The 14351-nt window shown below is 71.8% G+C and carries 15 protein-coding genes and 1 pseudogene; all 16 read right to left on the bottom strand.

The window, feature by feature from the left end; translation table 11 throughout:
• Positions 1 to 139 precede the first annotated feature (139 nt).
• The 16 genes and pseudogenes from WJ438_RS03940 to WJ438_RS03865 all read right to left on the bottom strand — a co-directional run bounded on the left by WJ438_RS03940 (position 140) and on the right by WJ438_RS03865 (position 14348).
• Positions 140 to 1024, bottom strand: a complete 885-nt coding sequence (locus WJ438_RS03940) for a phosphotransferase enzyme family protein (protein WP_406723965.1) — start codon at positions 1022 to 1024, stop codon at positions 140 to 142.
• The gene (locus WJ438_RS03935; RefSeq protein WP_406723964.1) at positions 1021 to 2511 is read right to left on the bottom strand and encodes an NUDIX domain-containing protein; all 1491 of its coding nucleotides are present in this window, start codon (positions 2509 to 2511) and stop codon (positions 1021 to 1023) included. The genes WJ438_RS03940 and WJ438_RS03935 overlap by 4 nt, the downstream gene beginning before the upstream one ends.
• Before the next feature lie 57 nt (positions 2512 to 2568).
• Entirely contained in the window at positions 2569 to 3708 is a 1140-nt protein-coding gene (locus WJ438_RS03930) for an NUDIX hydrolase (protein ID WP_406723963.1), read from the bottom strand.
• 61 nt (positions 3709 to 3769) lie between these two features.
• On the bottom strand, positions 3770 to 5710 hold the full coding sequence (locus WJ438_RS03925) for an ATP-binding cassette domain-containing protein (RefSeq protein ID WP_406723962.1): 1941 nt from the start codon (positions 5708 to 5710) through the stop codon (positions 3770 to 3772).
• Between the two features lie 216 nt (positions 5711 to 5926).
• Entirely contained in the window at positions 5927 to 6787 is an 861-nt protein-coding gene (locus tag WJ438_RS03920) for a hypothetical protein (protein ID WP_406723961.1), read from the bottom strand.
• A 101-nt stretch (positions 6788 to 6888) separates the two neighbouring features.
• A complete protein-coding gene (locus WJ438_RS03915; protein ID WP_406723960.1) occupies positions 6889 to 7059 on the bottom strand; it encodes a hypothetical protein in 171 nt (56 codons plus the stop codon).
• Positions 7060 to 7063: 4 nt separating this feature from the next.
• Positions 7064 to 7360 (bottom strand): hypothetical protein, encoded by a 297-nt coding sequence (locus WJ438_RS03910; RefSeq protein WP_406723959.1) that lies wholly within the window; start codon positions 7358 to 7360, stop codon positions 7064 to 7066.
• A complete protein-coding gene (gene fxlM, locus WJ438_RS03905) occupies positions 7324 to 8220 on the bottom strand; it encodes a methyltransferase, FxLD system (protein ID WP_406729580.1) in 897 nt (298 codons plus the stop codon). The genes WJ438_RS03910 and fxlM overlap by 37 nt, the downstream gene beginning before the upstream one ends.
• A 212-nt stretch (positions 8221 to 8432) precedes the next feature.
• Positions 8433 to 9086, bottom strand: a pseudogene (locus WJ438_RS03900) (thiopeptide-type bacteriocin biosynthesis protein); the annotation flags it as partial.
• A gap of 62 nt (positions 9087 to 9148) precedes the next feature.
• On the bottom strand, positions 9149 to 10219 hold the full coding sequence (locus tag WJ438_RS03895) for a lanthionine synthetase LanC family protein (RefSeq protein WP_406723958.1): 1071 nt from the start codon (positions 10217 to 10219) through the stop codon (positions 9149 to 9151).
• A complete protein-coding gene (locus WJ438_RS03890; protein ID WP_406723957.1) occupies positions 10216 to 12255 on the bottom strand; it encodes a lantibiotic dehydratase family protein in 2040 nt (679 codons plus the stop codon). Before WJ438_RS03890 ends, WJ438_RS03895 begins: the two co-directional genes overlap by 4 nt.
• 88 nt (positions 12256 to 12343) lie before the next feature.
• Complete coding sequence (locus WJ438_RS03885) at positions 12344 to 12532, bottom strand: FxLD family lanthipeptide (protein ID WP_406723956.1); 189 nt, start codon at positions 12530 to 12532, stop codon at positions 12344 to 12346.
• 124 nt (positions 12533 to 12656) lie between these two features.
• Positions 12657 to 13244, bottom strand: coding sequence for a DUF6624 domain-containing protein (locus tag WJ438_RS03880; protein WP_406723955.1), 588 nt, complete (start codon positions 13242 to 13244; stop codon positions 12657 to 12659).
• On the bottom strand, positions 13241 to 13873 hold the full coding sequence (locus tag WJ438_RS03875; RefSeq protein WP_406723954.1) for a hypothetical protein: 633 nt from the start codon (positions 13871 to 13873) through the stop codon (positions 13241 to 13243). The genes WJ438_RS03880 and WJ438_RS03875 overlap by 4 nt, the downstream gene beginning before the upstream one ends.
• Entirely contained in the window at positions 13870 to 14112 is a 243-nt protein-coding gene (locus WJ438_RS03870) for a hypothetical protein (protein WP_406723953.1), read from the bottom strand. The genes WJ438_RS03875 and WJ438_RS03870 overlap by 4 nt, the downstream gene beginning before the upstream one ends.
• 35 nt (positions 14113 to 14147) lie before the next feature.
• On the bottom strand, positions 14148 to 14348 hold the full coding sequence (locus tag WJ438_RS03865) for a LuxR C-terminal-related transcriptional regulator (protein ID WP_406723952.1): 201 nt from the start codon (positions 14346 to 14348) through the stop codon (positions 14148 to 14150).
• Between the last annotated feature and the right edge of the window lie 3 nt (positions 14349 to 14351).

Below are 14351 nucleotides of genomic sequence, written 5' to 3'. Positions count from 1 at the left end.
GGATGGCCGAGATTGCTTGCTGGACGTCGTCAGGCACGAGCGCCTCCGATCGATGCTTGCGGCTGGTCTGTTGCGGGGTGTGCGGGCTACTGGAAGACAAGCCAGGGCTTGTCCGGGGCGGAGCCTTCAGGTGGCCGGTTCACTGGGGGTGGTCTTGGGCTCGTAGGCGCGCCAGGGTGTGGCGCCCGCGGTCCTGTGTTTCCGCATCGCTGTGCGTGGCGCCGTACTGGATTCCGGAGAGGGCGTCGAGAGCGGAGTCGATGACGAAGCGTTCTTCTTCGGCTGGGGTGAGTTCGCGGCCGTAGCCGGCCATGAACGCGTCGCAGAGGCGCGGCTGTGTGGCCCAGGCGTCCGCGAGGCGGACCAGATCGCGGATGGCCGGGCCGGGCTCGCTGCGTTCGAAGTCGATCATCGCGAGGCTGCCGTCCTGGTCCAGCAGCAGGTTGCGCAGCTGGAAATCCCCGTGTGTCGGCACGCAGTCCAGGAGTGGGACCTCCTCGGCTCGCGCTGCGAGGGATCGGATGAACTCCTCGTCCCCTGGCGTCAGATAGGGCCGTGCCGCCTGTAGATGCCTCTCGACCTTCGCGAGGGCCGCCATCCCCTCAGTAGTGGTCACCGGTGCAGGTGAACTGCGGTGGATGGCTGCGGCCAGGGCGCCGATCTGGTGGAAGAGGCGGCGTTGTTCCCCGGGCGGGTGCTCGAGATCGTGCAGGGGACGACCGGGCACCGCGGTGACGATGGCCGCGCGCAACGTGCTGTCGGCGGCCACCAGCGTGGGGGCAGCCGCTCCGAGGTGAGGAACCCAGGTGCGGTACGCCTCCACCTCGCGGCCATGGAATCGGTCGTTCTGGTGGATCTTGAGGTACCAAGTTCCACCTTCCGCTCCGAGGGCCCGCCACACCCGACTGCTTTTGCGGGCCCATGAGGTGTCCGTCCACGTGGCAACGCGTCCCACCGCCTGCTCGGCGAGCCGTCGCGCTTCCTCTGGCGGGAGGCCCGAGTGTGCGGACGTGGCCGTGCTCATGCCCATCCCGTCTCGGAGTAGAGGCGGCCAGCGAGAATGCCCTCGATGACCACCCGGGTGTAGGGGACGAGGTCGTCCGGAAGCGCGGTCGGGTCCCAGAACTTCCACTGGGTGCACTTATCCGGCTCACGTAGTTCCGGCTTGCCGGTCCAGGTTTGCGCACGGAAGAACAGGCCCATGCGGGGCTGGTCCCCGGCACGGTCGACGTGGTGGACGACGTGCACGAGATCGACGTCCTGCGGCCGGATCAGCAGGCCGGCCTCCTCCCGGGCCTCCCTGATCAGGCAGGTGATCGCGCTCTCCTGCTCGCAGTGGCCGGCCAGGACGTGCCAGGTGGAGGGCGAGAACTCGGAGTCGGGGTGGCGTAGCCCGAGCAGCACCGTTCCGTCGGGCCGCTCCAGGTAGAGGTGGACGCCGATGACGTTGAGGACCGTGCCGTGCGGGGAGGCCGGTCGGCGCTCATCGTTCGGTGAGGCCCCGCTCTGCGACGCGGCGCGGGATGTGCCAGCCGTGCGGCTGGCGGCGTGGCGGCGTACGAGGTCGTTGGTGGTGGGCGCGATGCGCAGGCGGTGGAGGTCGGCGGGGGCGAACCAGGCCAGCATCACTCCTTCCGTCAGGTGAAGGTCGCGGGGGTCGCCGTTCCAGCGGCCGGCGTAGACGGCGATGGGCACGGTCGCGCCGGCGTCGTCGGTTGCTTCCTCGATGCCGAACGGGGTCAGGTCGGCGATGTGGAGGCCGGCTTCCTCGGCCAGTTCGCGCCGCACGGTGTGTTCCAGGGTGGCGTCCTGGGGCTCTCGGCCGCCGCCCAGCAGGGACCACATGCCCGGTTCCCAGATCTGGCCGGGGAAGTAGTCGCGCAGGTGGAGCAGGTACTCGCCGCGGTCGTTGTAGATCAGGGCGGAGGCGTTGGCGGTCTCCGGTTCGACGGTGGGCGTGAGCTTGAGCAGCTTCTCGCGCAGGGAGGGGGAGGTCACTCTGTCCACGGGGCGCCACTCGATGCCGGCGACTTCTTCTTTCTGGAGCACCACCGGCACCTCTGTCGCTGTGTGCAGGCGGAAGAGGAAGCGGAGGTCGAAGTGCTGGTGGCCGGGTTCGCCTTTGCCCGGGTGGGCGTCGATGTCGTGGATGTCGATGTCGAACGGCACGGTCTCGTAGCCGGGCCACGGTGCCACGGCCTGGGGTGGGATCCCGGTCTCCTCGTGCAGCTCCCGAAGGGCCGCCACGGCCAGGGACTCGTCCTCGGGCTCGGTGTGTCCGCCGGGAGCGAGGACCTTCCCGCTCGCCCGGTGCAGCACGTGCAGGACGCGGCCGAGCTGGTCGACGACGATGGCGCCGCAGGTGACGTGTCCGGAAAAGGTGGAGCGACAGGCGATGTCGGTGGGCCGGTCGAGGGCGTCCAGGAAGCCGCCGAGTTGCGGTCGCTCGTGCGGGTGGCGAGCGAGGTAGGTATCGACGGTGGTGCGGATGTGGTCGTGCGACAGCGGCATAGGTCTACCTCAGAGGGGCGCAGAACGGAACGAGTCGAGGCGGGGTGGTCGTTCGTGTCAGCTCAGTCGCATCCCCTCCGCGGGGACTTCCTCGACCGCGGCGGGGGGAGCGGTGGGCAGGCCCCAGCGTTCCTGAGCTGTCTCCGCGGCGAGTCGGGCTTGTCGCGCTCCCGGCGGGCCCCATCCCAGCAGGGCGGCTGCCTGGGCGGGGGTGGCGAGCAGGCGTGCGAAGGGGTGGCCGGTGGCGGGGTCGATGGCCGCCGGCCCGATGGCGGTGACACGGGCGGCCAGGCGGAGTCGGGCGTTGGGTCCCACTCCGCCGTAGACCTCGCCGGTCTCGTCCAGCACCCAGCCCAGTCGCACCGGGTCGGTCAGGGTGAGCTGGGCTTCCTCGGCGGCTTCGCGGTGGAGGGTGTCCTCGGGAGTCGTGTCGGTCTTCTCCACGGTGCCGCCGGGCAGCATCGGCAGGGCGCCCCGGGGGCCGGGATCGGCGACGAGGACGACCCTGCCGTCAGGCACGAAGCACCACGCCCAGGCTTGCTGTACGGGTAACCGCTCGGGGACGGGGCCGCGATCGAGGGGGCTGTCCCACAGGGGCCGGTAGCGGACGTGGACGTCATGGCGATCCAGCGCCGGGACGTCGAGGATGTGCCGGCCGTCGGCGAGGTGGGCGGTGGCGGTGCCGCCGAGGCGGGCACGGTAGGCGGCGAGCATGATCTGCCTGTCCACGGGGCGCAGCCGCTGCACCGCGTCCCGGGTCTCGAGGAAGGCGAACTCGGACAGCTCCTCGCGCGGCAGGCGGATCGCCTCCACCTGGTCGGGGGTGAGGGTTCCGCCGTCGAAGACATAGCGGATCTCTCCGGGGCAGGGCATGCCGGGCTGGATGTCGGGGTGGTGCGGCGAGAGGGAGTGGACGGTGAGCACGCCCGACAGGGGCAGGTCCGCCAGGCCCAGTTCCTCGGTGATCTCGCGCCGGCAGGTGACGTGCGGGTGTTCGCCGGGTTCGACGACGCCTCCGGGCAGCAGCCACCGGTCGTCCTCGCGGTAGGTGGGGTGCACCAGCAGGACGCGGCCGACCTGGTCGGTGACGATCGCGGCGGCGCCGAGCCACACCGCGTGCCGGGACGATGCATACGGCGCTGCAGCCAGGGCGGCACGCCGTGCGACGTGATCCGAAGGGGAGGCGGAAGAGGTCACGGGGCTCTGCCTTTCAGGACGGCGGGCGGGCGTGTGTACGGCGCGGACCGGGGAGTGGGGATCAGGCGGTGCCGCCGCTCATCCGGCGCTGCAATTCCCACAAGGACTGGAAGAGCCCCGGCTCCCGGGTGAGCTGGGCGTAGGTGCCTTCCTGCACGATCCGCCCCTCGTCCAGGACCACGATCCGGTCGGCGACGGCCACGTTGGTGAGCCGGTGCGTGATCAGCAGAATGGCGCGGTCCTTGGCCAGTTTGCGCAGGCCGGAGAAGATCCGGTGCTCCGCCCGTGCGTCGAGGGCTGCCGTGGGTTCATCCATCACCAGCAGCGCCGCCTGCCGGTGGAAGGCGCGAGTGAGCACAAGGCGCTGCCACTGCCCGCCGGAGAGCTGCTGCCCGCCGAACCACTCGCTGGTCAGGAGGGTGTTCAGGCCGGAGCGGAGGTTGGGCAGCATCTCCGCGGCGCCGGACGCCTCACACGCGGCGAGCAGCGCGGCATCACTGGTGTCGCCCTGCCCGAAGGTGATGTTGTCGCGCATCGTCAGCGGCAGGTAGGTGAACTTCTGCGGGACCAAGGCGACTTGCTCCCATGATCCCCAGGGATCCAGGTCCGCCGTGGAGGTGTGGTCCCAGGCCACTTCGCCTTCGGTGGGCAGCAGCAGCCCGCACAGCAGGCGGGAGAGGGTGGATTTGCCGGAGCCGTTCTCCCCGACCAGGGCCACGATCTCGCCGCGTCGCACGTGGAGAGAGACGCCGCTGAGGCTGTCCTTCGGGGCGCCGTCGTAGCGGTAGGTGACGTCGCGGACCTCGAAGCGCTCCGGGACCGCGGACAGGGCCGCGGTGCCGCGGGAGTCGGTCATGGCCTGGCCGTGGGCGTTGTCGAGGAAGTTCTGCCAGTCCTGCACGTACCAGCCGGTGCGCACCAGGCGGGCCCCGCCGTTGATGATGCCGCGCACGGAGCCGGTGGCCGTCTGAAGGGCGAAGACGGCGCCGCCGCCAGCTGCCAGGCTCATGCGGCCGGAGGCCAGGAGCCACAGCAGTGCCGCCCACACCGCGGTCGAGGCGACCCCGCCGGCGACGGCACCGGCCATCCCCATCCAGGCGCCCGTGTTCGCGGCCTTGCGTTCGGCCGCGTTGACCGAGGCGGCCAGCTTTCGGTACCGGCCGATCAGGAAGGGGCCGGCCAGGCAGGCGCGCATCTCCTCGCTGGACTCCATGTAGGCCATGTGCCAGCGCAGTTTGCCCAGCATCCGCCGCCGCCCGGAGGTCTCCAGGGCGGCGAGGTAGAGCACGCGGGCGGAGCGGACGTAGGCGGCGGCCTGCGGCAGGCACGCGAGGAAGAGAAGAGGGAGAAGCAGGGGGTGCAGGACGGTCAGGACGGCGGCGCCGGCCGTGAGCGTCGCGGTCGCCGCGAGGACGTCCTGCGCTTCCTCCACCAGGTCGGGAGTGACTTGGGCGCCGCGGTCGGCGATGTCGTAGGCGTCGTTGTAGCCGGGCTTGTTGTTGGCGGCCAGCTCCGCGCCGAGCGCGGCCTCGATCATCGTCAGCTCCGCCGCCCGGCCGAGCACCGGGCGCAGACGCCCGGTCAGCCAGACGACCGCGATGCCCAGCAGCGCGCGCAGTCCGGTGGCGGTGGCGATGACGGCCAGCTGCGGGGCGGCGTCCCACAGCCGCTCGGTGATGTCGCCCGAGGAGATCAGCGCGGTGATCGTGCCCGTGACGGCCAGGAGGCCAAGGGCCGCGAGGACGCCCGTCCCGATCTGGCACACGAGCAGTCCGATGGTCGCGCTGCGGTCCACCCGCCAGGCCATCTGCACCGAGCGCAGTACGAGCGCGGGCAGGCGGCGCGCCATCGTGCGGGAGGTCAGGAGCGATCCGGCCTGGAGCCGCGACTCGTCGCGGTAGAGGTATTCCTCCTCTCGAACACCGGCCTCCTCCGGTTCGTTGTCCTGCGAGGTGCCGGGCGGTGGCTGAGGCGGCTGCTCCTGTGTGATGGCCGAGGTCATTGTTCCCCCTGGGACGGTCGCTGCGGCGGAGTCGTGAGGACCAACGACCCAGCAGCGATATCGAACACATGGCATTCGGTCGTACTTGGAAGCCCGCAATTGCCTGCACGAGGGGGCCCTTCGGGTCCGGGGCCCCTGGTCCGGCTTGGAGCGGCTCCGGGCAGGAGATGGCCGAAACGCCGACAACGCCGCGTGACGAGCTGGCGTTGCGGCAGGTCATCCCGGCCGACACCCGCCTTGGCTGCGCGCAGGGTCGGTCCGCAGCAGCCTCCCCAGCTCTGTCTCGGCATGGGCGACCGGGCCCGTCAGAGACGCGCGGTGGTGGGCGGGCAGGGTGCCGGCTCCCAGTCCCGCCGCCGCGATCACCGCGCTGAGAGCGTCTGTCCGGTCGGCGTTGCGGGCGGATATGGCGACGGGATGATGCAGGACTTCGCGTGCGGCGTAGGCGTCGAATCGGGCGACGTCGACGATGGCGTCGAGCAGCGAGTCGGCGTGCCGTCCGGTGGGGTCCAGTTCCAGGGCCGTAAGGCCCGTCCGGGTCTGGAAGGCGGCGGTCGACGGTTCGGGGTGGGCAAGGAGCAGGGCGGCTTCGCTCAGAGTGCGGTCGAGGTCGGGCTCGGGTACCGGCGTGTTTGCGGGGAGGCAGTGGGTGCGCAGGAGGAGGGCGACGGCGGTCTCCCAAGGCTCCGTGGGCTGGGTGGCGTCGATCATGTCGCGAGCCTGCTGGTCGTGCCCCTGTTCCATCAGGGACATGATCTTGATCTGGCGGCCGTCGAGGAGCCGGTTGCCGATGCCACGGTGCTGGGCCATGGCCTCGGCCGCCTCGGTCCACCGGCCGACGCGCGCGAGGGCGCGGGCGCCGTCCACGAGCAGGGTGACCCACAGCTCCTGACACACCTTGCGGTGATCGTCTTCCGTGCCGGTCAGAGCGGACAGGTCGACGGTGCGGCCGTCTATCTCGGTCTTCTCCCGCTGCCGGGCAGCGCGGTTGAGGCGGACCAACAGGTCGTAGGCGGCCTCGCCTTGGCCGTCGCGGGTCAGCAGCCGGGAGAGGTTGACCAGCGGCATGAGCGACATGACGGCGATCGGTCCGTTCAGGCGTCCGGTGTCGGCAAAGACCTGGTGCTGGCGCCAGCACAGGTCGGTGGCCAGGTCGGGCAGGCCGACGTCGGAGGCGATCAGCGCGGCGTAGTTGAGACCCCGCAGGCGCGGGCCACCAGGTCGTGGTGGCTCGCACCTGCGGGCGCGACGGTCAGCCCGGTGAGGTGGTTGATGCGCTCCTGTAACGGGAGCGCCGGTGCCTTGGTGCGGCGGACCAGGGGGATGCGGCTGGCTATCGCGGGGATCATCGGCTCAGCCTTTGCGCGCCCAGTCGACGACGAGTCGGCTGTAGGGCTTGTCGACGACGAAGCGCGGATCGTCAGCCGTGAGCCGGTCGCGGGAGTCGGCGACGGCCATCCGGAAGCCCGGCTCGGGGGCGTCGTTGCCGCCGCTCGCGTCCCAGGCGCGGATCTCGCTCACGACGTGCTCGGCGAGGTCGGCGCCGCCGTAGCCGTGCCCGATGACGCCGACCTCCCAGTACCGGCCCTCCTCGTCCTCGCCCTCGCGGATGGTCAGGTACGCCAGCGCTCCGCCGTCGAGCGCGGCCATGGAGCCCCAGCCGAAGTGCGGGGAGAATCCGGGCGCCGGCCCGGCAGCCGGGACAGGCCGTTGGGCAGCACGCAGGCCAGGTACAGGTACAGCCACTCCCACGCGGAGCCCTGCCGGAACTTCACCCCGGTGTAGATCTTGGTCTGCTTCTGGTCGAGGACGAAGCTCAGGGCGTCGCGGTCCACGTCCTGCTCGCTGAAGGTCTCCAGGCGGACGTTGCCCTCGCCGGCCATCGGCACGAGGGTGTAGATGTCGTCGCAGACGCCCTTGCGCAGCGGGATGAAGGTGGCCATCTCGCAGGAAACGGACTTCCAGGTCTGTCCGTCGCGCTCGAAGGCGAAGGAGCGGGAGATGCTGCCGCGGATGCGCATCGGCAGGACCAAGCGTCCGCCGGGCGCGAGCTGGTCGAGGATCTTCACCGGTACGTCGCCCGCGCCGACGGTGAAGATGATCCGGTCGTACGGGGCGTGCTCGGGCAGGTCGGCCGCGCCGTCGGCCAGCGTCGCGGTGGCGTTGTCGACGCCGGCCTGGGCGAGGTTCTTGCTCGCGCCGGCGACGAGGTCCTGGTCCACGTCGAGGGTCCACACCTGCCCGCCGGGTGAGACGATCTTGCCGAGTAGGGCGGCGTTGTAGCCGGTGGCGGCTCCGGCTTCCAGGACCTTGTGGCCGGGCTGGGCGCCGAGCTGTTCGAGCTGGGTGGCGACGATGGACGGCGCGGAGATGCAGGAGATCATCTCTCCGTGTTCGTCGTGCTTGATCGGGACCGCGTCCTCCTTGTACGCGGCTTCCAGGTCGACGCCGGGCAGGAAGGCGTGGCGGTCGGTGGTGCGGAAGGCGTCGATGGTCGTCTGACTGCGCAGGTGGCCGCTGTCGACGAGGCGTTGGGTGAGGGATTCGCGCAGGCCGGCGGGTCGGATACGGGTGTCACGGTGGTCTCCATTCGAGGGAGGCTAGGGTCCGCTAAGGCGGACTTGCGGGTAGACACGTCAGCGCCTTCTCCGGTGGAGAAGGCGACGTGACGGCCGAGCCACGCGGTGGCGGCCTGCGCTTCGGCAGGCACGCCGGCGCGGTTGAACGCGAAGATCGCGTGATGGGCGAGCACGGCCCGCAGGCCACGTATCAGACGCCCATCGGCCGCGAGGCGGCGCAGACGTCGGCCGGCGTCCTCGAACGCGGCGACGCGCTCGGCCCAGCCAGCCTCGGCGTCCGGACGGCGGGCCGCGTCCGCGTTCATCAGGCGCCGCATCGACGAGGCGGACCGCTCCAGCGCGGGGCCGTCGGGCGGGGTGACCGGGGGACGCAGGGCGGCGAGGCGGGCCCAGACGTCCCCGGTTTCGAACGGGTCCAGTCCGGCTTCGCGGATCATGGCGGACAGCAGCATCACACTGCGCTCGCGTGTGCCGGGGTTGCCGGTCTCGGCCAGCGCGGCGCGGCTGTCGGCGCAGAACACGTCGTGCGCGACGGCCATGCCCTCGGGCCCGCCGAAGGCTTCGGTCTCCGCTTCGTAGATCCCGCCGACCCAACCGGTGATGACCTTCTCGGCGACGAGCCGGTTCAGCAGGGCGGCGGCGGGGCGTTCGGTGCGTAGTCGCACGCCGGCGTCCTTGCGCAGGAAGTGGAAGCGCCCGTCGCCCAGCGCGCTCGCCAGAGTGCGGGCGGCCTCGGCGCCCGATCCGTGGTCGGGGAAAGCCACGGAGGCGTGCCACCAGGTCGTGCTTCGGGTCATCGGCAGATGCTCGTCGTCGAAGGTCATGCAGGCTAGCTCCTTGCGGTGTCGGGGCTGGCGGGTCAGGTGAGCAGGAGGGCGCGGGTCCAGCCGGTGGTGTCGGTGCCGTCGAGGGCGAGCTGGGCACCGGCCCGGCCCTCCATGAAGCCGGGCTTTGGCAGTCGCTCCCAGTCCGCGGCCAGGCGCCGGTGCAGGTCCTGGATCACCGGGGCGAAGCGTTCGGGGGTGGGGCTGTCGGCGGCGACGGCCCGGGTCAGGGCCAACAGGCCGGCCCAGCCGTGGCACAAGGTCGAGTCGGTGATCCGGGCGAGCTGGAGCGGGTTGGTCAGGATCCGCTCAATGGTGTCCTCGGCCGTCTGGCGCCGAGGACGGTCGCCGAGGGCGAGCGCGGCGAGTTGCTGTGCGCGGGCGATGCCGGGCAGTCCGTAGCACCAGGACTGCCGGGCCGGTTGTCGCTCGGGCGGCCGGGCGGTGTCCAGGTCCGTCAGGGTGGTCCAGTATCGGGTGCCGTGCTGGTCGAGCCAGCTGGCGAAGGTGCCGACCGCCTCCACCTGTCCGGGGACGCGGACGCCGGCCCGCAGGGCGAGGGAGAGCACTGCCAGAGGTCCCGCGATGCCGTGGGCCATGCCGTTGTTGCCGTGCCCGCCGGGCATCTCCTCCCCGCCGGGCCCGACGGGCGACCACCACCCCGGCATGTCCCGGCCCTGGTGCCGGGCCGGGTGGGAGAGCGCGACGAGGCGGGCGAGCACGTCCGTCAGCCGGGCCGCGTGCGTGCCGCGGGTCAGCAGCAGCGCGGCGAGTCCCGTGAGCCCTCGGATGAGGTCCCATTCCGCGAGGCGGGGCCGCGCGCCGGACGCCTGCCGTCGGCGGGCCGCTGCCAGGCGGGCATCCACCACGCGGTCGACGGCTGCGGCGACGTCGCAGCCGGCTCCTTGGGCCCGGGCCAGGACGAACTCCAGCGCGGGGGCGCCGTGGAACAGGCTGGCATTGCTTCCGGTGCTCACGCCCTGTGCGACGGCCTGGGCGAGATGGCGGCGGGCAGTGGGGAGGTCACCGCGCTCGATGTCGAGCAGCGCCATTCCCAGGCCGCCCTCGGACAGGTCCTGCGTGCGGGGAGCGGTCGTGGTGGTCATAGGCGGACCGCCAGGGGAAGGACGAGACTGTGGGCACGGCCGTCGATCCACCCGTCCGCGCCTGGTGGGGGTGCCTCGTGCAGGGTCGCGATGCCGAAGGGGCTGGCGTCCAGGTGGGCGCGCAGCAGATCCAGGTCTACGTCCCGGGTGAGGTCGAGGGGGAGCTGCTGGTCGTCCTCGGCGAGCAGCACTCGCTCCGGCACCCGCAACCGGGCTCGTAGGGCGTGGAGTTGACTTGCCCACTCCTGAAGCGTCGCGGTGCGGGCGGGCAGTGCGCGGCTGCGGATCTTCCAGCGGGCGGCGGTGAGGATGGTGCGCCGGTAGGTGAGCCCCGGGGTGAAGGGCAGGATCCAGGCGGCGCCCCAGTCGAACCAGGTGACCTGCGGTGCGGTGGCCCGGCTGATCTCGCCGAGGAACCTGGCCATCGGCGGTGTGTAGTTGTTCCACAGGAAGTTGATCGCGGTCGGCGCGAGCAGTTCCAGGTGCGTGCCCGTGATGATCTCCACCAGCTGAGGGCGGCCAGCCGTGACGGCGACCGCGAGGTCACGGGGAAAGAGGACGTGTTCCCCGGGGTGGCGGAACTCCCCGACGCTGACGATGCGGTGCAGCGCCCGCGGCGCGCGGGTGAGCAGGTCGGCCGGCACCCGGCCGGCGTGGAAGGACAGCTGTACCAGCTCCGCCCCGGCGTCGACGGTGGGCAGGTGCGCGTACGTCGCTGCGGTGCCGGGGAAGAGGTGCCAGAACCGTCCGGTCATCGACCCGGCCGACCGGGAGACGGTCAGCACCCGCAGCCGGAAGTCGCCGCGGTTCAGGGCCTGGGCGGAGGCCGCGTGGACCTGGCCGGCCAGTTCGAGGTGGGGGGCCGGGCGGCGGGGCCTCTCTCCCACCGCTGCTTCCAGTTCCTCGATCACCGCGCCGGTCAGGGCCATCGTGCGGATGCCCTCGGCGGCGGCGGTACCGGCCAGCTCCAGCAGCAGGCGGTCGCGCCGGGTCATCGGGCGGGGCGGTTCGCTTGCGGTGACGAAGCCATCGGGGAAGCCGACGCCCCGCCCCGGGTCAGTGGCCATCTCCACCGGCACGGCGACGTCTTCACCGAACCGCTCGGTGAACTGCTCGATCCACCGGCGCCACGTCGGTGTCCCGTTCGGATGGGTGGCGAGGCGGGCCAGAACGCTCGCCGCCGTCCCCGCCTCGGTCAGGACCTCCTGCGGCAGCCGCACTTCGGCGTCCAGCCGCAGGTCGCATGCCGCCCGCAGGCCACGCACCTGTGTGCGAGCGGCGGGCGGTAAGGCGTCCGTGGGGTCGACAACGGTGGCGGGAGCACGCAGCGACGAGCGCAGCAACCGCACCCGCAGCAGTTCGCCCAACAACCTGTCGCGCGCTGCACCGCTCACGGCGGGAAACTCGGCGGCGAGCTTGTCGGCCAAGTGGGAGTAGCGGATCGGTGACCGGGCGAGGTCGAGTACGAGCCTCAGCGCCGGGCTCAGCGCGAGACGGAACTCGGCGTCCCCCTCGGACGGCACGAAGATGTGTCCGTCACGTTGGCGCACGAGGGTGTTGACGCACACCTCCGCGCTGGCCATCCGCGTGCTGTCGCTCTCCCAGGCGCTGATCGTCTCGTCGAGAGCCCCCGGGGCCGGGCGGGTGACGGCTTGGTGGTGCTCCCCGAAACGGACCGAGGCCGTATCCCCGAAGTCGAGGGGCACGACGCCGGCGAACAGGCCGTAGGGGGTGGAGCGGCGTGCGTACCGGATCGCGTAGCGGGCCGTGGCCAGAGCAGCCCGGCGAATCCGGCGCGGCTTCGGCGTCCGACCGTCGATGATGGCCTGCACCTGTCCGGCGAAGCCGGGGCTGGCGTCGGCCACCGTCTGCCGGAAGGCGTTGTCGGACCATACGCTGCTCAGCCACGCACGCCACTGTTCGACCGGCGCCGTGCGATCCGGCCAAGGCGGCATGGCGGGCTCGGTGAGGTGCACCGCGGCGCGCAGCATCGCCTGCCCCGCGCCCTGATACAGGCTGGGCCGTACGCGTGTCATCACCGCTCTCCCTTCTTCCTTTGTGACGGGGCGGGGTGCGGGCCGGGCAGGGTCTCCCGTCCGGCCCGCACTGCCGGGTCGGCCCGGCTTACGAGGTGGTGCAGGCGCTGGGGCAGGAGCTGCCGCAGGTGTCGCCGGTGCTGCACATCAGGACCGTCTCGGTCGCCGGCGTGCCCTCGATGAAGGTGATGTCGAGGCCGAACGGGTCGGTCGACTCGGTACTGGCGAGGTCCGGCTGCGCGGGGGCGGTCGGCCTCTCGGTCTGGACGGCGGTCATGTATGCCTCCTGGTGGCGATAGGTGGTGCGGGTTCCGGGGCTCGGACGAGCCCCGGCGTCTGGTTCCAGACGGTCGGACGGACCGTCTGGGGGTCGGTGGGGAGCGAGGCGTTCGGCGGGCGGCTCATGCCGCACCTGCCAGGGCTGCGAGCAGGACGGTGTCGCTGTCCGGGGAGCGTGGTCCAGGTGTGGAGAGTCGCTCGCGCAGGGCACTCAGCGCCGTAACGGCGGAGGGGAGTCCGGCGCCTTCCCGGCGCGCGGTGAGCGAAGCCGGGTCCCGGATGGGGCAGGCACGCAATCCGTCGCGGGTGAGGCGGTACTGGGTGCCGAACTCCTGCGGCTGCCCGCTGTTGATCAAGGACCGGTCGTGGAGGTGGGCCCAGTGCTTCAGCGGCGCGTCGCCCTGCTGGGCGGCGCGGTGCAGCAGGCGTGCGGCAGTGCGCTGGAAATCGGGTTGGTCATCGGCGTGGAGGGCGATCTGCCAGGCGGCGTGGGCGGCGTCGGCTCCGACGAGGCGATGGCCGGGCCAGTTCTCCTCGGCCAGGATGCGGCTCAACCGCTTGGCGTTGGCGTGGTCGGCGTGACGGCCTTGGCCCAGATGGACGGCATCCAGCTCGTTGCGGGCCTGCCGCGACCAGCGTGGCGCTGACTGGTCGGCGAGGGCGATCAGTTCGCGGGCGAGGTCCGGCCGCAACGGCTGGGCGGCCGTCATGAGCTGCTCCGGCTACCGGTGGTGGGCTGGGGCTCCCTGACCGAGCAGCCGATGAGGGCAGTGAGCCCGGGGCGAAGATCCGCGGCGAGTTCGAGCCGGGCAACCCGCTCGCCGTCCTGTCCGGCTCCCGAGCCGCGCAGGACCCAGCCCATGTCCCGCAGACGGTGCAGTAAGCCGGCGATCGGGTCGGCGCTGAGGGCGTGGCGGGCGAGAGCCTCGGCCCGCACGTGCGGCAGGCTCAGACGGGCGGCGTAGTCGGACGCCCAGAGGGTTACCAGGCGGATTGCGTCGTCGGAGCGCCCGGGAAGGGTGTGGACATGGCGGAGGAAGAGGCAGGGCCCGGAGCCGTCAGCGCCCCAGCCGAGGTCCGGCTCGCGCTGCAGGATCATGCAGGCGATCAGGACGTCGTCCTCGAAAAGGCCGGCCAACCCCCTCTGCGTGTCGCGGAAGAGGGCCGGGACGTCCACGCGGATGGGTACGGGAAGTCCGCGAAGGGTGAGCCAGCGCTGGCGTTCCTCGGCGAGCGCGGCGGCCTCGGTCCGTTCGGCCGCGGTGCCCAGCAAGCGCATCTGGTACGCCGAAGGGATCGAGTGCGGGGGCCAGGCCATGGGCGTGTTCGCGGGGTTCACCGACGTGCTCCATTCGGCACCGTTTCGGCCTGGCCGGGGCTCAGCAGTTGCCACGCGTGGGCGCGGGTGACCAGCTGGGTGGTGTCTGCGGCACCTGCATCCGCGAGTAGCTGGTCGAGCGAGGCGCGAAGGTCCGCGGGGGCGATCTTCGCCGCCCGTGCGATGTCGAGCGGTCGGCTGTACTCGGTGACGGCTCGCAGAAGGACCAGCTGCGCGTCACTGAGCGCGGGTATGGACATGTCCGGTGCGGGGGCGGCAGCTTCCCCTGATGCGATCAGGCGGTGGGCGACGACCGCCAGGGTGCAGCGTTCGGGGCAGCGCAGCTTCCCCGCACGACGCGCAGGTAGGAGTGCGTCGTGTTCGGGGAGAGCTGCGTGGCGGCGGCAATCTCACGTGCCGACAAGCCGAGCACGACGTGCTGGGCAACGCGCCGTTCGGCCGGCGTGAGCGGCGTCGTCGGGAGGGGGGCGGTCATGGT

This window comes from Streptomyces sp. GD-15H, assembly GCF_045291515.1.
Taxonomy (GTDB): Bacteria; Actinomycetota; Actinomycetes; order Streptomycetales; family Streptomycetaceae; genus Streptomyces.
This window is presented reverse-complemented; position numbering and strand designations above follow the sequence as displayed.